Source organism: Desulfomonile tiedjei DSM 6799, from assembly GCF_000266945.1.
Taxonomy (GTDB): domain Bacteria; phylum Desulfobacterota; class Desulfomonilia; order Desulfomonilales; family Desulfomonilaceae; genus Desulfomonile; species Desulfomonile tiedjei.
In genome coordinates, this window is the sequence record NC_018025.1 from 5,295,203 (window position 1) to 5,315,847 (window position 20,645).

Annotated in this window: 15 protein-coding genes; 11 read left to right on the forward strand and 4 right to left on the reverse strand. The window is 49.6% G+C overall.

Translation table 11 applies throughout. From position 1 onward, the window contains the following. Nucleotides 1-22: 22 nt before the first annotated feature. The 3 genes from phaC (at nucleotide 23) to DESTI_RS22700 (ending at nucleotide 3,040) form a co-directional block, all read left to right on the forward strand. Complete coding sequence (gene phaC, locus DESTI_RS22690) at nucleotides 23-1,102, forward strand: class III poly(R)-hydroxyalkanoic acid synthase subunit PhaC (RefSeq protein WP_014812318.1); 1,080 nt, start codon at nucleotides 23-25, stop codon at nucleotides 1,100-1,102. A 236-nt stretch (nucleotides 1,103-1,338) separates the two neighbouring features. Next, nucleotides 1,339-2,373 carry a GAF domain-containing protein gene (locus DESTI_RS22695; protein WP_014812319.1) on the forward strand — a complete coding sequence of 345 codons (1,035 nt, stop codon included), beginning with the start codon at nucleotides 1,339-1,341 and terminating at the stop codon, nucleotides 2,371-2,373. A 247-nt stretch (nucleotides 2,374-2,620) separates the two neighbouring features. Continuing rightward, nucleotides 2,621-3,040, forward strand: coding sequence for a MaoC family dehydratase (locus tag DESTI_RS22700; RefSeq protein ID WP_014812320.1), 420 nt, complete (start codon nucleotides 2,621-2,623; stop codon nucleotides 3,038-3,040). 722 nt (nucleotides 3,041-3,762) lie between these two features. On the opposite strand, the gene DESTI_RS22705 is transcribed toward DESTI_RS22700, so the two are convergent. Both DESTI_RS22705 and DESTI_RS22710 read right to left on the reverse strand, forming a co-directional pair. Continuing rightward, on the reverse strand, nucleotides 3,763-6,411 hold the full coding sequence (locus DESTI_RS22705; protein ID WP_157212247.1) for an ankyrin repeat domain-containing protein: 2,649 nt from the start codon (nucleotides 6,409-6,411) through the stop codon (nucleotides 3,763-3,765). Nucleotides 6,412-6,835: 424 nt separating this feature from the next. Then, the gene (locus tag DESTI_RS22710) at nucleotides 6,836-8,224 is read right to left on the reverse strand and encodes a LuxR C-terminal-related transcriptional regulator (protein ID WP_014812322.1); all 1,389 of its coding nucleotides are present in this window, start codon (nucleotides 8,222-8,224) and stop codon (nucleotides 6,836-6,838) included. A gap of 512 nt (nucleotides 8,225-8,736) precedes the next feature. Between DESTI_RS22710 and DESTI_RS31465 the strand changes: the two genes are divergently transcribed. Both DESTI_RS31465 and DESTI_RS22720 read left to right on the forward strand, forming a co-directional pair. Next, on the forward strand, nucleotides 8,737-9,309 hold the full coding sequence (locus DESTI_RS31465; RefSeq protein ID WP_052316087.1) for an ankyrin repeat domain-containing protein: 573 nt from the start codon (nucleotides 8,737-8,739) through the stop codon (nucleotides 9,307-9,309). After that, nucleotides 9,195-11,171, forward strand: a complete 1,977-nt coding sequence (locus DESTI_RS22720; protein WP_237671506.1) for an ankyrin repeat domain-containing protein — start codon at nucleotides 9,195-9,197, stop codon at nucleotides 11,169-11,171. The genes DESTI_RS31465 and DESTI_RS22720 overlap by 115 nt, the downstream gene beginning before the upstream one ends. 350 nt (nucleotides 11,172-11,521) lie before the next feature. Here DESTI_RS22720 and DESTI_RS22725 read toward each other — a convergent pair whose 3' ends face one another. Continuing rightward, the gene (locus DESTI_RS22725) at nucleotides 11,522-12,379 is read right to left on the reverse strand and encodes a type 1 glutamine amidotransferase (protein WP_014812324.1); all 858 of its coding nucleotides are present in this window, start codon (nucleotides 12,377-12,379) and stop codon (nucleotides 11,522-11,524) included. Between the two features lie 508 nt (nucleotides 12,380-12,887). Here DESTI_RS22725 and DESTI_RS22735 point away from each other — a divergent pair. The 5 genes from DESTI_RS22735 (at nucleotide 12,888) to DESTI_RS22755 (ending at nucleotide 19,041) form a co-directional block, all read left to right on the forward strand. After that, on the forward strand, nucleotides 12,888-14,105 hold the full coding sequence (locus DESTI_RS22735) for an IS4 family transposase (protein WP_237671475.1): 1,218 nt from the start codon (nucleotides 12,888-12,890) through the stop codon (nucleotides 14,103-14,105). Nucleotides 14,106-14,436: 331 nt separating this feature from the next. After that, a complete protein-coding gene (locus DESTI_RS22740; RefSeq protein ID WP_014812325.1) occupies nucleotides 14,437-16,200 on the forward strand; it encodes a hypothetical protein in 1,764 nt (587 codons plus the stop codon). Between the two features lie 534 nt (nucleotides 16,201-16,734). Continuing rightward, a complete protein-coding gene (locus tag DESTI_RS22745; protein WP_157212248.1) occupies nucleotides 16,735-17,151 on the forward strand; it encodes a hypothetical protein in 417 nt (138 codons plus the stop codon). Nucleotides 17,152-17,216: 65 nt separating this feature from the next. After that, nucleotides 17,217-18,422 carry a cytochrome c3 family protein gene (locus DESTI_RS22750; protein ID WP_014812327.1) on the forward strand — a complete coding sequence of 402 codons (1,206 nt, stop codon included), beginning with the start codon at nucleotides 17,217-17,219 and terminating at the stop codon, nucleotides 18,420-18,422. A 13-nt stretch (nucleotides 18,423-18,435) separates the two neighbouring features. Continuing rightward, nucleotides 18,436-19,041 carry a NapC/NirT family cytochrome c gene (locus DESTI_RS22755; protein ID WP_014812328.1) on the forward strand — a complete coding sequence of 202 codons (606 nt, stop codon included), beginning with the start codon at nucleotides 18,436-18,438 and terminating at the stop codon, nucleotides 19,039-19,041. Nucleotides 19,042-19,193: 152 nt separating this feature from the next. Here the strand turns inward: DESTI_RS22755 and DESTI_RS22760 are convergent, their stop codons facing one another. Further along, the gene (locus tag DESTI_RS22760) at nucleotides 19,194-19,775 is read right to left on the reverse strand and encodes a hypothetical protein (RefSeq protein WP_014812329.1); all 582 of its coding nucleotides are present in this window, start codon (nucleotides 19,773-19,775) and stop codon (nucleotides 19,194-19,196) included. Between the two features lie 320 nt (nucleotides 19,776-20,095). Here DESTI_RS22760 and DESTI_RS22765 point away from each other — a divergent pair, with 320 nt between their 5' ends. After that, the gene (locus DESTI_RS22765; RefSeq protein WP_014812330.1) at nucleotides 20,096-20,518 is read left to right on the forward strand and encodes a hypothetical protein; all 423 of its coding nucleotides are present in this window, start codon (nucleotides 20,096-20,098) and stop codon (nucleotides 20,516-20,518) included. Nucleotides 20,519-20,645: the final 127 nt, after the last annotated feature.

Genomic DNA, 20,645 nt, shown 5'->3' on the forward strand with positions numbered 1-20,645 from the left:
GGACAAGCTTAAGGAGGTTTTCATGGGGCAGTCCAAGATACCTGTCGATCTCCTCATTTCTGCTCTGGCGGAAGATGTGGAAAAGGCTCAAGCTAAAGCCCAGCGAGCGGCTGATTTGTTCATGGGGTCCTTGGATACGACCATCGCGAGTACCCCGCACGAGATCGTTTATCAGGAAGACCGTGTGAAATTGAAGCATTACCGCCCCACGGGCAAGAAATCGATGAAGACTCCGTTGCTCGTCGTCTATGCACTCATAAATCGAGAGACAATGCTGGATCTGCAGCCGGGCCGCAGTGTAGTGGAGGTCTTCCTTGATGCGGGAATCGACTTGTACATGATCGATTGGGGATATCCGACCCGCAAGGATCGTTATTTGACCATTGACGATCACGTCAACGGGTACATGGATTCAATCGTCGATTTCATCCGGAAGAGACATAAGATCGATAAGATAAATCTCATGGGAATCTGCATGGGCGGCACCTTTTCCGTCATCTATTCGGCATTGTTCCCGGAAAAAATAAAAAATCTTATCACCACGGTTACTCCAACGAATTTCGAGACCGAGCAAGGCCTGCTTCACGTCTGGACCAAGAACATGGATGTGGATCGAATGGTAGACTCATTCGGCAACATGCCTGGAGATTTGCTGAATTTCGGATTTCTGCTGCTGAATCCTGCGCGTTTGATGATCGACAAGTACGTGGGGCTCATAGAGAATATCGACAGTAAGTCTTTCGTAGAGAACTTTATCCGTATGGAAAAATGGATTTTCGACAGCCCTGACGTTCCGGGTGAAACCTTTCGGCAGTTCATCAAAGACCTCTATCAGAAGAATCTCCTTATCCAGAGTCAACTCATGGTGGACGGGAGACGTGTGGATCTGCAAAACATCACCATGCCCGTGCTGAATTTTTACGGATATTTCGATCACCTTGTTCCTCCTGAAGCATGCAATAAGCTGACGGCCATGGTGGGCAGTTCCGATATCGAGGATGTTTGCCTCCATACGGGCCATATCGGTATTTACGTAAGTTCCAAAAGCCAGAAAGAATTTGCTCCCAAGATTGTCAGATGGTTGCAGAAACGCGATTTCTGATCGATCCGAAACGTTGGAAGAGCCTTCAAAGGATACTGATACCATTTCGCAATTATGTATATAAGATAGCGCAGGCTGAGATGTTCTGGGCGGAGTGATTAGACGGCTTTGCGTCGTCCGGAGCGAAGGATACCTCAAGCCTGCCAGATTATAAAAAGAAAAGCGAACAGGTATGATTATGAATTCTGCATGGTTGCCCATTGAGTACAATTGATCCTCGGGAATTGGAGATGCTCATGACCAGGAAGAAAGATTATTTTCAAACGTTTTGTGAAGTGAGTAAAGCCTTCGGGACTACACTCAGCAAGCAGGAACTCTTAAGCCTTATCTGCAAGAGCGCTGTTGAAACCATGGACGGCAAGGCTGCCTGCTTGTTCTTAGCTGACGACAAAAGAGAAGTATTTGTGCCGGTTGCGCAGCATGGACTTTCCCAAACCTATCTTCATGCGCATCCCATGAATGCCAGGAGCGTGGTGGCAGAAGTCCTACAAGGAAAGCATCTTTCCATCGAGGACGCTACAACGGATCCGCGACTCGAGAATCATGATATCAAAAAGGCCGAAGGCATAGCTTCCATTCTGGTGGTACCGGTTTTCGTGAGGAACCGCCCTATCGGCGTGCTTTCGCTCTACACTTCAGAACAAAGGGTTTTCTCGGAAGATGAAGTACACTTCCTTGCGGCATTGGCGGAACAGGGAGGTATGGCAATCCAGAATACAAAATTGCTGGAGCGTATCAGGCAAACATCGCTTTTGTTCAGCGAATTTGCGGCGAATTTGAACTCGAGCCTGGACATCAAGAAAATTTTGCACATTATGACCGCGGACATCGCCGATGCATTCGGCATGAAGGGTGTTGCCGTCCGACTGCTGAATCAGGAAACCGGGACTCTGGAGCTGGTCGCAAGCTACGGGCTGAGTGAAGAGTTCTTAAATAAAGGCCCGGTTATCAATGAGACGTTACGCAGAGTCCTTGGAGGCGAAACGGTTATATCCGCGCTGGAAGATCGAAGAGTGTACAGAGCTGCCATGGAGCAGGAGGGAATTCTGTCGATTCTCTGTGTACCCATGCGGGTTGCTGACGAAGTTATCGGAGTCATGCAACTTTGCAGTGAAACGATCAACGGTTTTTCGGAAGACATGGTTCAGCTCGCGACTGCCCTTGGTCATCAAGGCGGACTTGCTATTCGGAACGCATCTCTCTATTTCATGCTGCAACGAGACAAGATGGCGCTGGAACAGGAAATCTGGGGCCACAAATCATGGTTCTGATACCTATTCGCTTTCAAGCAGTCAATCTGGGGAAACCCTTCTTGTAAGAAGTGTTTCCCCACACCCCTTCCCAAGAACTTTTAGCATTTGGCTCAAGTCATAGGTTTTCCGGTGAAAAACCTATGACTTGAGCCAGTGTTAAAAGTTTTTGGGAGGAGTTTGAGGAAACTTTTTTGCAAAAAAGGTTCCTCAAGTATTACTTCTTCAAAAACGAATAGGTATCAGAAATGGGTTCAGGAGGGAAAGCATGACGGGAAAAACAATTTTCCAGGTAAAAGTGGGTGATACGGCAGAGTTGGCCAAAACCATATCAGAGGCTGACGTATACCTCTATGCCGGAATAACCGGTGATTTCAACCCTGCTCATGTGAATGAGGAGTACGCTCGCAACACGTTCTTCAAGACGCGGATTGCCCACGGAATGTTGACTGCAGGCCTGATTTCAGCGGTTCTGGCGAACCGATTGCCCGGACCCGGCACCATATATCTGAAACAGGAATTGAGCTTCCTCGCACCGGTCATGATTGGCGATACTATAACGGCCAGAGTGGAAGTTGTTGAAATATTAGAAGAAAAGAACAGAATCCGTTTCAAGACGACCTGTTCGAACCAGAATGGGAAAGTGGTGCTGGATGGTGAGGCTTTGATCAGTCCTCCAAAGTTCTGACCTTCTGAACACCCTGCCCTTTATGAGGAACGGTAGGGCCCGGCGTCTCTGTCGAGCCGAACTGGGCGATTTGTTATGAAAAATGTGCCGGCACGGGCACGGCGCCTACCAATACCCTACCCTCAATCGGACATTATACTGATTCTCGAAAGTAATCACGGATTGTGAAGAGCAGTTCCCAGCAATTGGTAGCGCCGGCCTCCGTGCCAGCGAACAATTCACCAAACAAATCAATAAGTTCTCGCCGGCAGGGACGCCGGCGCTACTGATTCTTCTCATTGCAGGCATTGGATTCCGTCAAGACTTTCGATAACCGCTATAACTTTGGCAATTCCCATAAACCGAATAGCTTGTCTTCAAAGCAAAAAATCTTTGACTCCAAGGTCCTCGGCCTGCTATGGTCTCCCACCATGCACTGTAGTTTTCATTAGACAGACTGAGGTTACCCCCGGCAGCAGGACTCTAACGCGAACCTTGCTTCCCTCCTCGGTCTGTTACTACCTTTTTTTCTTCTCTCGAACTTCTGAACCCTCCATCCTTTTATGGCAATTGTCAAAATTAGTGTCCCATTGAGGATAGGAGTATTGGTGGGTGCCGGCCTCCGTGCCGGCACATCTTCAATATAATAAATGATATCAATAGAATGAACCGGCAGGGACGCAGGTCCCCACTGATATGTTGAATTGGAGTGTGAGATAACGTCGGAATTTTTGGCAATCAGTCTACAGTGATTCCGTTGAACCCAGTGCTCGAAGAAACGCGGCAATTTCATGGTGCCCTGCGGTTGCAGCAAGGACCACCGCCGAATGTCCATGGTTATTGCGAGCAGCTATATTGGCTCCAGCGCGCACCAGAAGTCTCACCACCTCGAAATGGCCTCTGTAAGCAGCACGCATGAGCGCAGAGTTCTCGTCAGTACCTTGATTATCCGGCAATGCACCTTTTTTCAGCAGTAATTCCACTGTTTCCTTATATCCGGCTGCTGCTGCCTTCATCAAAGCTGTTTTTCCGGACTTGTTCCTGGCATTTGGAACTGCACCCCAGTTGAGAAGAAGCTCCGCAACTTCCACGCTCCCTTGCGAAGCGGCGACGATCAACCCCTGGTCAAGCATGCTCCGACTTGACTTTCCGGCACCCCGCTCCAGGAGTTTTCGAACCAGGTGCGGTCGGCCTGCTCTCACGGAGAGTGCGAAAATAGTGTCTCGTACTTTGCTGTTGAGGGCCAAATCAGCGCCCTGAGTTACCAGAGCTTCCAATTCTTGAGGATCTGCTTTCTTGAGCACAGAGAGGATTTGTTCCCAGTTGTCGTCAACAGATCCATCTGTCTGCAACAGAAAATCGGTTAACTCATAACCGGGATGTCCTCCAGTCTGGCTGGTGGTAGGCTCTTGACCCATGGTGATGGTTTCCGCGCCACTGATCGCGAGGAGATTTGCAGTTGCGGTGTGTCCTTTGAGAGATGCCTTCGAGAGGGCATCATTCCCGTACATATTCTTCACATGAACATCCGCTCGTGCGGCCAGGAGTTGTTCAACGACATCCAGGTGGCCATTGGAAGCGGCTCTTATGAGTGCGGTATTGCCAAGATAATTTCTGGCATTGATATTAGCTCCCCGGGCCAGCATCAGTTTGACGACAGAAATGTGACCCATTGCAGCGGACTTGATCAAAGGGGTATCGCCGTAATCGTCTGTCGCGTTAACATCAGAACCGTAGTCCAGGAGGAGCTTCGCGACGCCGAAGTGATTCTTGAAAGCAGCAATTTCCAAAGCCGTGCTGCCTTCCCGATTCGTCGTATGCACGTCCGCGCCTGCATCGATAAGCAGTCTGACAAGCTTGAGATTCCCTTTGAACGCCGCTCTCATTAGGGCCGTGTTACCGTACCGGTTCTTCGCGTTTATGTCGGCTCCTCGCGAAAGCAATAATTCCGCCACAGTCAATTGTCCTCTCGAGGCTGCTTTCATCAGAGCGGTATCGCCGAATCGATCGGCGGAGTTGATCCGAGCCCCTTCCCCCAGAAGATAGACCACCCATTCCTCGTCCCCTTTCTCGGCCGCAATTATAAGAGGTGTCTGTCCGAGAGGATCCGCGCCGTCTACAATGTCCAATGACTGAGTGGCTATGTGTTCGGCTGTTGGTGCACTGTCCGGATCGATTCTGGATGATGCACGAGAATCGATGAGAAGCTGGACAACCTCAGGATTGTAATCCGAGTAAGCCCAATCCAACGCGGTGTTTCCCTCCTGATCGTGCACAAACGGATCTGCTCCCCAGTCCAGAAGGACGCGGACCAGCTCGAGAAATCCTGAAGAAGCCGCAAACATGAGACAAGTTCTGCCTTTCAGATCTCGCGTTTGCACGTCTGCACCGGATGCCAGGAGGAGGCGCGCTGCGTCGGGATGCCCACCTATGCAGGCCTCCAGGAGCGCGCAATTGCCGTACTTGTTCCGCGGAGTCAGACTTGCTCCACGTTCCAAGAGAAGCTTCACCGCATCGAAACGTCCCGAGTAACTGGCGCGCATAAGCGCCGTATTTCCGAAGATTGTTTGATGATCTATCCAAGCCCCTGCTTCAAGGAGTAATTCGAGAATAGGAACGAGCCCGACACGCGCTGCTTCCGTGAGCCCGGTATCCCCCGATTCGTTCTGAGAATTAACGTCTACTCCGGATTCTATGAGGAACCTGACAACTTCTGTCTGACCGGAAGAGACGGCTTTGATCAGAGGAGTACTCTTCTTCTTGTCGGATGCTTCGCTCTCAGCCTCGTTCTCTATGAGCACTTGAGCTACGGATACATGGCCTGAGGAGCACGCCAACATAAGGGGTGTCTCTTTTTCGCTAGTTCGCGGATCGACCGATATCCCGTATTTAAGCAAAGTCTGCACGATATGCGACTGATCCCGACATGCCGCCCAGTGCAGTGCAGTGTAGCCGTACACATCTTCTTTAAGGGGATCAGCACCCGCATTCAGGAGTATTTCCGCAATATCTGCGTGTCCCCAAAACACGGCATGCATCAGCGGTGTTCGGCTTTGATGATCTGTTCTATCTAACGATGCGCCTCTGTCGATCAGCAGTCTCACAACCTGAGATCGCCCCCAGAGGCATGCTTCAATTAACCCGGTTTTTCCCGAAGAGTCCTGGAAATCTATGTCTGCACCAAAAAACAGAACTTCTTCCACCAGGTCAGTCCGGCCCTGAGAAGCAGCAACCAACAGACTGGGACCAATATTCGGGTCCGCCGATACTGTATAATCGGAAGACTTGTTCGTGCCGGGAATCGGTAAGAGGTCTTTTGATGAAACCGCGCCGGCTTCGGGGGTACTACCTTCTTTCTCCCGAATCGATTTTGAAAAGGAAGTGGAATCCATGAATGAACTGCTTACGTCCAGCACCTTCCCCCCAGGAATTATCACGGCATCGAGTGTCTGAATCACTCTAACTGCCAAGCCGTGAGTGAATTATCACTCACCGGGCAAACGACAATGGGTGGAAAAGACGACAGAGAAAACCCCCGAATGCGTTCCCATCCTACCGCTTTGATCCGAGCGCCCGATTCCCGGTGTGGAGATCTATACGGAGATATATAACACCGTGCGCATCAATCGCACTGTTCTGAGATAAGCCTCCCTGACACCAATAGAGTAGCATTATAGTGATGTGAAAAAAAGGTTATGTCAATAATAGAAAATATACATCATTTTGGGTAGCCAGAATACCCAATCAACAAAATCGGTCACTACCGGGTTTAGCAATTCTCTCGCATTCTTGCTGTCAGCTCACTATCATTCCCTGCTACGCCCATTTCTTAAGATATCCGATGAGACTCGATTTCTCATTCTTCAGGCCCAACTTTTTCCTGATGTTTTTTCGATGAACGATTACCGTCTCGTAAGTCAAATTGAGCCCTGCGGCAATTTCTCTGCTGTTCTTTCCAGCCCTGATCATGTGGCAAATCTGCAGTTCTCTTTTTGTGAGCTTATTTTCAAAGCTAAGGATCTTTGCTCCAAATGGCGACATAATGTGCCTGAGGTTAAAATCGAGTATGTCTATTAAATGTTTGTGAGATGCAGATGTTTCAATTTTCTTTAACTCATCGAGAATCGGCAAAACAGCTAATCTTAAATTCTGTTGAATACGTTCCTGGATGTCGTTTTTGTACTCCTGATGTAGTTGCAGAACCTTCTTGACTGCACCATTCGTCTTCATGAGATGCTGTACGCTTTGTTGAACACTTTTTTGGGCAAGTTGCGTGTTGTGCATTGAATCTTTCGACGGTTCCTCTAAAGCGGTACTTGTCTCAGGCGATCTCGTATCTTGTTGGATGCATGCAGCGGTATCGTGCCGGGGGAGTATATCCGAAACAGCCAGAGCAATTACAGTATTCGGCGATCCCCTTCGTTTGCCGAGAGAGGTCCGGATCCGGAGGAGCATTGAAATATCATCAGTTTTCTTGTAGGTAATCACACAATCATCCGGGCTGTCTGACGATAATGTCTTGTCCCAAAGGCCGACAGTGCAGAAGACCGATCTCAGTGCCTCGGAATCCAGTGAATTGTCCCCATTAAGATCCAGCGCGTGTGCGAATTCTGCGTTCATGCGAATACATGTTCCCATCAAATCCACAATCGCCAACCCGATAGAATGTTTGTCAAACAGTATCCGGTGTTCGTGAACGTGTTGAAGGGACAACTGTTCTTGTTGAAAACCCCATTCGGATATCAACTCCTCACCCGGGCAATCTCGGATGATTTTCCATTCCGAAATTTGGGTAAGATTGCGATGTATAACAAGCAGTGCAATACATTGACCCTCGTTGTCGAGTATCGGGGAAGGATAAAAGGCTATGTCCAGGAGTTCACCGGGTTTCGTTAATCTTCTTGTTACCAGCCATTTGGGATTCCCATCACGCGCCGATAAAATGCCGGACAATAAACATTCCCGCTCGGAATCCGGCACAAGTAGGTTCCCTTGGTCCTTGAGTTCTTCGAGGCTCCATCCGAACGTCTTGCTGAAATTCGTGCTTACCTGTTGAGGAGTTCCGCGGAGATCGTAAATTACATAAGAGTCGGCTGAACATTTCTCAAGGAATCCTTGCCGGACTCTCGTTTCTGAATGAAGAATTTCGGATTCCCCCGAGCACGCGCTCCGGTTTCTTAAGTCGTGAAAAGAGAGCTCTTCCATATAATTTGCGCCTCAAGTAAATAATAAATCAGTCTTTTTTTGTCAGGAACACCTGGGGCAATATCAGAAACGCAACCCCCGAATCATCTTGTTAAATCTACACTAATAAACTGGACAACAGTGAGTAAGATCGGGAAGAATAGTGCACCCATCTTACCATTTAAAAAATGCATTATCAATGATATTTTCCACACTCCATATGCAGTTTATGTCAGAACAAAAATATCCAATGTGATTCCTCTCTCGAATATCTTAACGAAACATGAGACGCACGATTCGAATCTTATGAAAGAACCCGTTGAAATTAAAAGGTAACCTTTTATTTCTATAAAAAAAGGAATAAACATGGTATACTACGACAATAGACCACAAAATGTGTGAATGAAATCATCGGATTGCACTTGCTTATTGATCTTTGAAGCGCTTAATTCACTGCGCTGCAGGGTCAAAAGTAAGGCTCCGAAGAGAACCGGTCGCAGAATTCTCCGACCGTGTAGTTCAGGCAAGCATTCATGGAGAATAGTTTCATCAAAGCGGCCCGAACCGGGGACTTGGTTCGAATTCATCAGTTGATCCTACAAGGAGCGAATCCGGATGCCGATCTGGAAGGAATAAGACCTCTCGCGGCTGCTGCTCTCGCCGGTCACGTCGCCATCGTGGAACTGCTGTTATCACAAGGAGCGCAGCTTAATCGCACGGACCAATTCGGGAATACGCCCTTGATGGAAGCCGCCCTCGCCGGCCACCGCGAGGTGGTTCAACTGCTTCTGAAACGAGGCGCGGAAATAGAGGCGCGCAACATAGATGGTGAAACGGCATTGCTCAGAGCCTGCATGTGGGGGCACACGGATGTCGTGGAACTCTTGTGGCGTGTCGGTGCTCGCCTGAATACTCCGGACAAGGACGGAAACACTCCGCTCGCATGGCTATACGACAAGGTTATCCCGAACTGGTGGAATTGCTTCTGGAACTGGATGCTCAGGTCCACCCGGGGAGTCCGGACAACAGGGCTGCGCTCGCTCTTGCGGCTTCCTCCGGGCATCAAGAGGTTACGGAAATTCTTCTCGATCGGGGAGTCGAAATAGATTCCCCTGATGCATTTGGGAATCTTCCTCTTGCTGCTGCTGTGCGCTCGAATGATACCGAGACGGTGCGCCTTCTGCTGGATCGCGGAGCGCAGGTGAATCGAAAGGAGCCGAGAAATGGCTGTTCGGCGCTTTTCTGGGCTGCTGATAACGGCAACGCTGGTATCGCAGAATTGCTCCTTTCCAGAGGGAGCGATCCGAATCTCCGAAACAGAAACGGCAGCACTGCTTTATTTTGGGCAGCATTCAAAAAGCATACTTCCTTGACTGAGATGCTGCTCAAACATGGCGCACAGGTGAATGCGGCCAATGCAGCCGGATTCACACCGCTCATTCTGGCAGCTCGGGCCGGCAGCACCGATACTGTCCACATGCTTCTCGAATACGGAGCTGACGTTCACGCCCGCGATAAATATCGAAAAACTGCCTTGATTTATGCATGCAGCGGCGGGGCTGTTCGTGCTGTGAACTTGCTTTTGGACAGAAGGGCTGAGATCGACGCGCAATCCAAATGCGGCAACACCGGTCTTTTCTGGGCCAGCTACCGCGGGCATACCAACATCGTCAAGCTACTGCTAGCGCGCGGGGCACAGGTGAATGCAGTGAATCAAGCAGGTCACACGCCTATTTTTTGGGGTGTATGCAGTGGAAAGGAAGAAGTTGTGGGTCAACTCCTGAGATTCGGTGCTCGACTGGACATTCGCGACGTAAAATATAGCAGCACCGTTTTGTTCTGGGCCGCATACAATGGGCACGTTCAGGTCATCGATGCCCTTTTGAAGAAAGGTGCAGATATAAATGCCCGTGACAATTCGGGAAGCACGCCGTTGATCTGGGCGGTTCGTTCCGGCAAAACCCGGGCGGTCGAGTTGCTCTTGAAAAAGCGCGCGAATGTGAACGCACGAAGCACATCAGGAGCGAATCCGCTCTCGTGGGCATGCCACAACGGAGACCTTCCCATTGTTCGACTACTTCTCGATTCAGGAGCTTCAATTGAAGGCGGAAGAGGTCGTCACGGTAACACGCCGCTCATCCGGGCATGCTACAAAGGACATGTTCTCGTTGCTGAGCTGCTTATATTGCGTGGTGCCAACGTCAATGCGCCCAACGATCTGGGGAGAACTCCTCTTATGGCCGCAATTCTAGCGGATTCCGTTCCCCTGATGAAGATGCTTTTGGAACACGGGGCCGATACCGAATTGCGGAGCAAAGAGGGTTTTTCCGCGCTGGAATACGCTTTTCGAGGCAGATGGAGTGAATCGGCAAAGATACTGATCGAGGCTCGCATCAAGAGAGGAGCGGGCACAGGTTTCCTTAACGAAGTGCTCCATGCCGCCGCCAAACGTAATATGCCGGATCTGGCCGAAGCAGTGCTCGATCGAGGAGCCGATGTGAACTCCAAGGATGCCAAGTACTGGAACACTCCTCTATTCTGGGCCGGTTACGGGGGACACAGCGCAGTGGTGCAACTTCTGCTAAGCCGCGGCGCCAATCCCGATGCACGGAACAAATTCGGGAACACTCCACTCTTCTGGGCTGCCAAAGCAGGAACTGCCGAGGTAATCTCACTGCTCATCTCCTCCGGAGCGGATGTGAATGCGTCCGACAAAGATGGCAAGACCCCTTTGATGATAGCCGCTGCTGCAGGAAGACTGGAAATAGTCAAACTGCTTTTAAAATCCGGAGCCTACATTAACGCGAGGACCAAGTTCGGATGGACGGCGTTGATGGATGCGTATTTTGAGGGTCACCCGGAAGTTGTTGCTTATCTAAAGGGAGTCGGTGCACGCCTTACGGGTTTTCTCAAGACTCGATCCTGGCGGTCAGACTGGCAGGAAGCTCTCGAATCTCGATCTTTCTGATATCAGACTGAAACCGATAGTAGCGCCTTCTTAGGGGAGTGTGCCAAGATTACCAGTTGATCAGGTTGGGGCGATTGTCAGTTTGTCCACGCTTCAATGCTAGATAGCAGTAGGGACCGGCGACTCGAAACTGTCTCAAAAGTCCAGATCGTGCCACGTATTTTTCAACATCTTCCCGGCCTGATTGTAGGGGCGCCCCTCGTGGGTGCCCGGTAGTGACCGGCCTCCGTGCCGGTCATTGCAGGAGGGCAGGCACGAGACTGCCCCTACAAGGGTGATGAATCGTGGCACGATTCTTGGGTATTCGAAAATTTTGAGACAGTCTCCAGAAGCTGGAGGCCAGCACCCACCTATCTTACGCTCTGCCCGTGTTCTCCCGTGCTGCTCGAAATGAGTTGCTGAGGCTCCGGGAATCTCTTCACTGCTTTATTGTGCGCACTCGCAATCCTGAGGAAGTTCTTCAGGAGAATTCCTCCATCTGGCCGATTGCTGTAGAAGTGCTCCGGATGCCCCTGAATGCCGTACACTGGTTTGCTCGGATGACGAATGATCTGATTCCTACTGACCTTTTCCGAAGCCAGGAGAACAAAACCCGGCGGCAACACCTTGACTTCATCGAAATGGCTCTCGAGCATCCGAATGGATCCCGCTACTCCTTCAAAAATCGGATCCTGAGATGTCACGGTGAGAGGGACCACTCCTCCCTGCCGATCACGGCTATAGGGCATGCAGTCGTCGTCTACAGAGCGAACAGGCCCCACTTTGCCGCCGAAAGCAAGGGCGAGCGCCTGATGCCCTCCACAAATCCCGAGCATCGGAATATTCATATCCTCGGCAAAGACAGGTAAAGACCACAGGAAATTCTGGAGCGATACTCCGAGCTCGCCGGAATAGCGACACCACGGGGTTCCCTGGGGACTCAACACGATAAACTCGGGCTGCATTTCCATTACGGTTTCCAGGGTTACTTTGGAGAAGTGAAGAATAACCCCATTTGGATTACCGCTCAACTGTTTGATCACAGAAAAGACATGCTTGCATCCGCGGGAACATCCGTCGGTTGACAGGCCGACCATGAGCCACGGACGACGGTTTTCGTTTTTGGACCGATCCTCGGCAGCAGACTCTCGGCACATCCAGAAAAGCGCAACAAGTGCAATACACAAGGGTAGGACAATCCTGACCATAGGCCTCAACGAAGATTTCATAAGGATACTCACGATTAATGTTTAAGGGGCTGGCCTCTTATACACTATCGAGAGATCGGCAGGCAATTGAAAAATTGATGGCTGATAAATTGCGTTTACAGCGGTTATCGAAAGTCTTGACGGAATCCAATGCCTGCAATGGGAAGAATCAGTAGCGCCGGCGTCTCTGCCGGCGATAACTGGTGGATTTATTGGGTGAATTGGTCACCGGCACGGAGGCCGGTGCAATGCTGTTGAATTAAGGAAAGGGTTCTTGATTTTTCACGTTTAACCTCCGAGAATTCAGAAGGAATTGTGTTGACATGCGGGTAGTTACGCGCGATAAATTCTTTCAAAACAAGCTGCTGAAAGGATTTTATTATGGCACGCATTATGCTTTGAAGAACCATGCCAACTTAGCGCGTACGCTGAAAAATTTCTTCACATTATTCCCGGACAAATCGACCCTTCCAAGAAACGCTCGCCTCAGGACTTTACTCGAAACAGAAAACTCGCCTTTGGAAAGCTTATCACCTTCATCTTGTCCATTGCCGCCAGTGGAAAGGGTAAAGGAGTGGACATGAAATCCGGTGAATTCTTTCGACATGCCAGAATTCTTGGCCTTTGGCCTGACGCCGAGGCGATCCATCGAAGCGCGCTCACCAAGGCGCGCAAAAAGGTGGATTGGAGGATCTTTCGGCAAATACTCGATGATGCGGTTGGTCTGGCTTATGAGTGTTGGCCTAAGAGCCCGAAGGACGAGTGGCATGGTATGTCCACTCATGCGATAGATGGCTCCGACTATACGCTTCCAGCCGCCGATGAGCTCAGGGCCGAGTTTGATCCTGAGAGCGGACTTGGGCAAGCGGGCAAAGGACATTATCCTCAGTGTCTTGTATGCACGCTCTATGACGTCTTCAGACGTCTGCCCATCGCAAGAACTGTGGTCCCGGTGAATTCTTCGGAGCGGGACCAAGCCAAACATCTCCTGCCCCTCGTGCCTGAGGGAAGTGTCTTGCTCCTGGATCGAGGTTACCCAGGATATGAATTTCTCAGCTACCTTTTGGACAAGTTCAAAGGCTATTTCGTGATACGTTGCCCCGCAACGTCCACCTTCGCCACAGTAAAGGAATTCATTCGGAGCGGGAAGAGCGAAGCCGAAATCGTGATTCCTCCGACATCGAACTATCTCAGCCAGGTGACGGCTGAACAACGAAAGGCCGCCAAGCCCATCAGAGTGAGAGTCATCAGACTGTCCAATCCTGACGGAACCCTCTCGGTTCTCCTGACGAATCTTTACGACAAGGTGGAGTTTCCGAGACAGGAGATCACTGACCTCTATTTCAGGCGATGGGAAATCGAGAGCTATTTCCGGGATGAAAAGATTGGGCTCGAAATCGAAAAATTTCATGGCAAAACCTGCAACAGCGTCCTGCAAGAACTCTTTGCAGCTGCGATCATGGCTGTGATCTCAAGAACTCTCATGGCCATTTCCACCCAGTTACTCGGTGGAGAGCTCGGAGAACCTCAGTTCAAGAATGCGGTCATGACGCTCGCGTCTGAAGCCGCCGTGCTCGCCGCAGACGATCCTGAAAGAGCCATCGAAATCTTTCAGGATATTCTCAAAGAAATCTATCGTGTCAAATACTATCGACCAAACAGTCAGCGACCACCCCAACCAAGGGTGAACAAGCAAAGCAAAAACAAATGGCTTTACCGCAGGTACAAAAATGTCCCCGCAGCTTAAGTCAACAGCATTGGGAGGCCGGTGCTACCAATTGCTGGGATCTGTTCTTCACAATCCGTGATTACTTTCGAGAATCGGTATAGGCTACTCAATCGCAGGAGGTTCGTGGAATTTTCGTTGCAAGCGCAATTGTTAAGCTGCATCGTGAGACAATTATTTCTTACAGCGATGCTTCATCGCCCCTTCATCCCATAGCTGAGACTCACTGGGACCACAAAAGAAAAGCCTTGACCGAACTTACTTATTACTGCTATTGCAATATCAAACTTCCTACCGTTAGGCACTTGAGTTAAATCTTCTAACATTGCTTATTCTTATGTGGGAGTATGGCATGAGAAAAAAAACTGTTCTTGTGGCACTCTTCTGCCTCTTGGCACTCGCTCAAAATCCAGCCTACACCTGGGAATTCAGTATGAAAGGGGAAAATGTTGTCCGTTACCGTTATTGGTCCAGGGCTGGAGATGAGGACATTTTTGGTCGCATGAATTCCGGCGTCAATTTGGGTGTTAATCATCTTGTTACACATCCATCGCCGAGTCGTGATAATCCTCCTACATCATTTCGCGGTGTTTTGGCCGGTGAAAATCGTTTCGGTTCGGATATGAACTATACCGATATGCGTGTTACTTTTATTCCAAAAGTAACAGTAAACCCAGCAATTACTCTGGAAGGCTCTTTGAATTTAACCTCGCTAGGACTGCACGAAGGGGGACGTCCTATCGGTAATTGGGGGTTGCCGGGAGAAGTGAATCAGTTGTATGTGCCCATAAGTAACAGGCCTGCAGCAATCGATGTTCCCAATACCATGGTGACAGTGCAGTGGTGGAAAATACAGCTTCAGTTCCCAATTTTCACTCTCACACTCGGCTATAGGCCCAGCGCGCTTGGAATGGGACTGTGGAAAAATCCCTGTCAGAGATCTTCCTCGTCAATCAGTATGGTTGTACCATATGGGCCGCTTACAATTGGGATCACCCCATATCTCGGAAGATCGGCAACAAATTGGAATCAGTATCCCCGTGACTCAGGCACTGCTGCAACATATCGTAAAGATGATGACCGTAATTATTTCGGAGGAGTATATGGAGATATTGTATACAGAAATGGTCCCCTGGTAGTCGATTTAAGTTCTACGGCTTACCGGGACAATTCCTCCCAACTTGTCGACATGCGTAATGCTGCAACCGGCGTTCCAGCTACGCTGACTCCTGTGATCACACCGATACCGGATCGTCTGGTTTATGAGTTGACTCTCGCAGTAAAGTATTTCAACGGGCGCTTTTTCTTCAATGTCGAGGGCGACTATTACTCGCATTACAGATCGGGACTTGGGGCAACAGAATTGCGAGGTGGTACGCGCTATCAACTTCTCGATTCCGACGTTAAAGCTTGGATTTATGGAATCGAAACGGGAATATTGGTCGGACCGGCAAAATTATCCTTCTCATATGCGAGGGCCACAGGAGACGATCCTAACACGAGGAATGACGATGAAGATGTTGCAAGAGGTTCGACAGGCCTTAATAATTGTGCCATGAGGTACTGGGCTTTTCTGATGTACCACATGTATGGAACAGGAACAAATTGGAATGCTTCTGGCGACGGTCAGCCCACGAATGTTCATCATGTGGGAGCGAGACTTGATTATGCAGTGGCTTCGAACCTCAATGCTTTCGTCACAAACTCATGGGCGTGGCGAGATCAGCCCAATGCGTTCATACTGGGCGGCAATTATTCGCACACCCTTGCACGTTTTACCAATGACACGATGGCTCAACAACAAGGGATTCCCGGTTTTGGAGCGCCTGTGCCCGGCCTGCAAGCCGTGCCCGATCATGCGCGAGATGTGGGTTGGGAAGTGGATTTCGGCTGGAACTGGAAGGTCCTGGAGAATCTTACGTGGAACAGTGTTCTGGCCTTTTGGCAACCAGGAACATGGTGGTCGTACGCCTACCCGAATACTGCCGAGATCTACCGTAGAAACGGAGGTACAGTCCCGCAAGCACCATTGGATCAAGTGGGAGCAACTTCCGGTGTCGGTCGCAAAATCGATCCATTGATTGGATTCGAGAGCAGTCTAATTGTCGATTTTTGATTCCCATTCATGAACCCGTCGGAACATTTTTCTTGACCCAATTAGTAAACTAGTATCTAATGGAATTCAGGAGACTTGTTGGCACGGCAATATCGCCCTTTCTTTGCCGATCTCCCACCTTGACGAAACATTTGTGAGTAGAAGAGTGTAAAACTCTTCTGAAGTCGTCAACGGGAGCCAATATGTGCTCCCCACAATCCTAGTCCGTAAGGACTTTTTTTCTCTCATCACTGAAAAATCGTTCTGGATGCAATTCGCGGGAACCCCCATCTTCTCGTGGCATCCGGCACTCAGATCCGTCGAATAAGAAAAGTCGCTCTGTGGATGGCACGCCTCTCTCTCTACCCTATGGGATGGTGAGTGAGAATGATCAAGCGGTCCCGTGCTTCGAACAATCCTTTGGGAAACCTGTCCTCTCATTGGGCCAAGTGTAGGGCTGTAATCTTGTTCTTATTTCTCGTGTTTTCATGGATCCCATCATCCGCTGCCCTTCCCGAAATTCTCGGACTGCAAATGAACATGACGAGGTCTGCGGTGGAAGAAATTTTCAAAAAGAACAGCATTCCTGCTGCGGAGTTGGATCGGCAGAAGATTACTGCCGCTAGGCTGCCGGTTTCATTGGAAGGCATCCGTGAAGTGAAGCTTTCCTTTGATGGAGACAGCTTGAAGAAAATCGTCATTGTCTTTGAGATACCGCCGTATGAATCCACCGCCGACACGCTTGTCGCAAATTATCGAAGGGAAAAAGAAAGAGTGAAGAAACTATTCGGCACTCCAGCGGGGGATGTGGCCGAACTCAAGTCACCGACTCCTGAAGAACGTTACCAATGGCTTGCCCGGGGACGCGGCTATTGCCGAACGATCTGGAAGATTCCCGAAGCCACCATAACCCTGTGGCTTTACGCTGAAGATGATGGACTGGTTTTTCAAGAAATATACGAGAGTCAGTAATCAAGCTCATGTCTTAGAGGTCAACTTTGCCCCGCAACTTCACGAGACCAAAGAGGAGGATCGAAATGGCACGCAGATGGATCTGGATTATGGCGATCTTGGCTGTATGCATTCTCGTCAGCACTGGTCTTGTTTCATGTGACAAAGGAAAGCCGCTCTCCCAAATGGGCCCGGCAAAATATGTGGGATCTGACAAGTGCGCTGAATGCCACAGCAGGATCGCTATCACCTTTCGTAACACACTACATCAAAAGGTCATACAGGATACAAGAAAGAATCCAAGGGCCATTCAGGGCAATTTCGTACACCCCGATCCTTTAGTGGATTTCAAGCCTGATGACGTTGTCATGACTCACGGGGTCCAGTGGAAGCAACGCTATGTAGATAAAGACTGGCGTACGCGTGTTGCTCAATGGAATTTCGAGACTGAGAAATGGTCCCCTTACAATGCCGCTGGTTGGAAAGAAGCGGACTGGCGCAAAAAATGTGGCTATTGCCACGTGGTGGGATTTGACTATGACAAACTCACCTGGAGTGAACTGAGCGTCGGATGCGAAGCGTGTCACGGTCCTGCCAGCAACCATATTGACTCCAAGTTGGAAGACAAGATCAAGACCATAGTAAATCCTGCCACGCTGCCGTTCCGTGCAGCTTCAGACATTTGCGGCCAGTGTCATACGCGAGGCAAAAGTCCAGATAAGAAATGGGATTCTCCTGTAGGCTTCAGAGTGGGAGATTATCTGGGGCCGCAACATTTCACCGTCGCGGAAAAGTCAGATATGTCGGCCTGGTGGCCCAGCGGACATGTAAAACAGCACCGTCAACAGTACCCGGAATGGAAAGGAAGTCAACACGCCAAGGCAGGTATTGGTTGCAGCACATGTCACAGTGTTCATGAGGCAAGAACGAAGTTCGCAACAACCATGAATCCCAATAATTTGTGCCAGAGTTGCCACGGAAATGTAAGTACCGATTCCATCAGGGGACATGCTCCAATCGCAGGAGCACCTCAACATTCCGATTGTATCGGCTGCCACATGCCTCCAACCGGAGCCAGTTCAACCCGTGGCGATGAAAGAAGCCACCAGTTTAGGACCATTCCGCCGAAAGTTACTGTGGAACTCGGAGCCGGAGATCCTGCCAAACAGCCCAATTCTTGTAATCATTGCCATTCGCACAAAAATCAGAAACCCGAACAACTTCAGAAGGCCTTGGATGACGGCAAAAAATTGTTGGAAAAGATCACGATCACGAGTGTGACTCAACAATGAAAGAGGCTGTGAAATGGCAATAGCGAAAACTCTCAGCATAATAATCATTGTTGGGATTCTGATCTTCATTGGGGCAGTCACTTTGGGCGGGATGGCGGTTTATTCCAAACAATCGAGCTTCTGTGCCAGTTGCAAGATCATGCAGACTCGCTATGTTGCTTGGGAGAGATCGACCCATGCGCGTTCTGTCCACGCGAAAGCCGACTGCATAACTTGCCACTCCGAACCCGGCATTATTGGCGAATTCAAAGCACATCTAAACGGTGCCCGTTACGTTTTCGAACGCGTGACGGGCGCGCACAAGGGTGCAATTCTCGGTGCCAAAGTGTACACGAGATCCTGTCAGGAATGTCACAATGTACGCGAAATCAGAACCAAGAATGCAGGACATGAAGTGAATCATGTGGCACATTTGGGTCATAACGTGCAATGCGTCCAATGCCATCCGGACCTGGCCCACGGCACTCTTGTTGGAGACCCGTCTATTCACCCTATGCGAACGTGTGTTGCATGCCATCGCCAGCAGCAATACCAAATGGCCAACTGCGTAGTATGTCATCCAAAGATTATGATCACTAACCTGTTTCTTTCAGCAAAGCCTATGCGGAATCCTTTGTGACGCCGGGAGGAGTTCTCATACCGATTCGCTTTTGCTCTTATAATCTGGCAGGCTTGAGGTATCCTTCGCTCCGGACGACGCAAGGCCGTCCAATCACTCCGCTCAGAACACCTCAGCCTTCGCCATCTTATATGCACAATTGCGAAATGGTATCAGTACCATACATTCCATGCAGGAACACAGGCTGAATAATACACAACATTGTTTCCTGAAGGAGCACTTGCCGCTTGTGCCGGCTGGTTCCACGTAGAATTTTGCGTCCCCTGCTGCACTGGTTGATTCGAGGCTGCGGATCCCGCTGCGGCGGGAACTCCCCATTGAGTCCAGCATTGGGGTGCAGGGTTGTAACACACTGTATTGGGATAGTAAAAACACATCGGTTGAGTCGCTACGGACCCAGTTTGCGGAGTCTGCATCGTTTGGCTCTGCACGGGAGGAACCGGCGGGTATCGTCCCGTATTATCGCTCCCCGCACCGGCAGATGTACCCCACGAATTGCCGTTTGCGCCGGGAAGATAACAAACCGTTCCCGGAACAGAGTACACAATCTGCGAGGTCGTCTGGGGCGCAGGCTGAGTGACAGCAACTCTCGTGCTAGGTGCAGGCTTTACCATTGAATGCCTTACTGGCGTAATATTCGTCTTTTTTCGGTTGGCTGCATGCACCGGCGAACTCCAGACAGTGGCGCTCACAATAGAGGCGACGAGGAGAAGAACTAAGTAACAGATTTTCATAATTAAAACTCCTTCTGCTCATTCTGTATCAAACAACGACGCATCAGTGATTCGATCATAAAATCTGAGCATTATGTACATAAGATGCTCATGGATATATCAAGATTCCAAAGCCGTAAAGTGAGCGTATGAGCGTATTTTTTTGCACAATGTATGTTTGTCGTTCCGTATGTTGGACTTGCAGATTTCCTTCGATTGAGCAATAATTCGGGTCCTGTCAACATTTGATTCGTCCGTAGTCTGAGTCCCTCGTTTTGTTAATGCAACCAAGTTTACTCTTTGCAAGGCTCTTGTTCCTACGGACTTCTTTGGGAGGCGCTATGTTACGTCTTTATCTGCAAAAAGTTCTGCCAGTCTATTGTATGGTGATTTTGCTGAATATGAGCGTTTCGGCTGAAGCTCGAGCTCCAATATATTGGGAAGTCATGCTCTGGCCGACTCCTCAGGAAATTACCGTCAAAGTAGTTCCACGAACTCGGGTCAGAGAAGTAACATTCCAAGTGGAATTTTTCGATGAATCAGGTAAGTCAATTGCTGTGCAGACATTGCCGTTCACGGATTCGGAGCAGGCCGAATTGGATTCAGGGAAGCAGTATTCGAAAAAGTTCTCTCATTCGGTGAGCAATGCGAAGGAAGTGAAAGGAAAACTTATGTTTGGAAAAGCCGCCCTGAGTTCTCCGAAAGCAGCAGCCGATTCTGCAGTGAACGAACTTGATAAAGGAATACCACCCTTATCTGAATAGATCCCCGTGGTGAATTCACAAAAATGGCCTCGCACCAGGACGAGGCCATTCTTGTATCCATCTTTTATAGTCAGTGCCAAAAATTCTGTCGTTTATCCCTCGTGTGAATTACAGGATATTGGTAGGG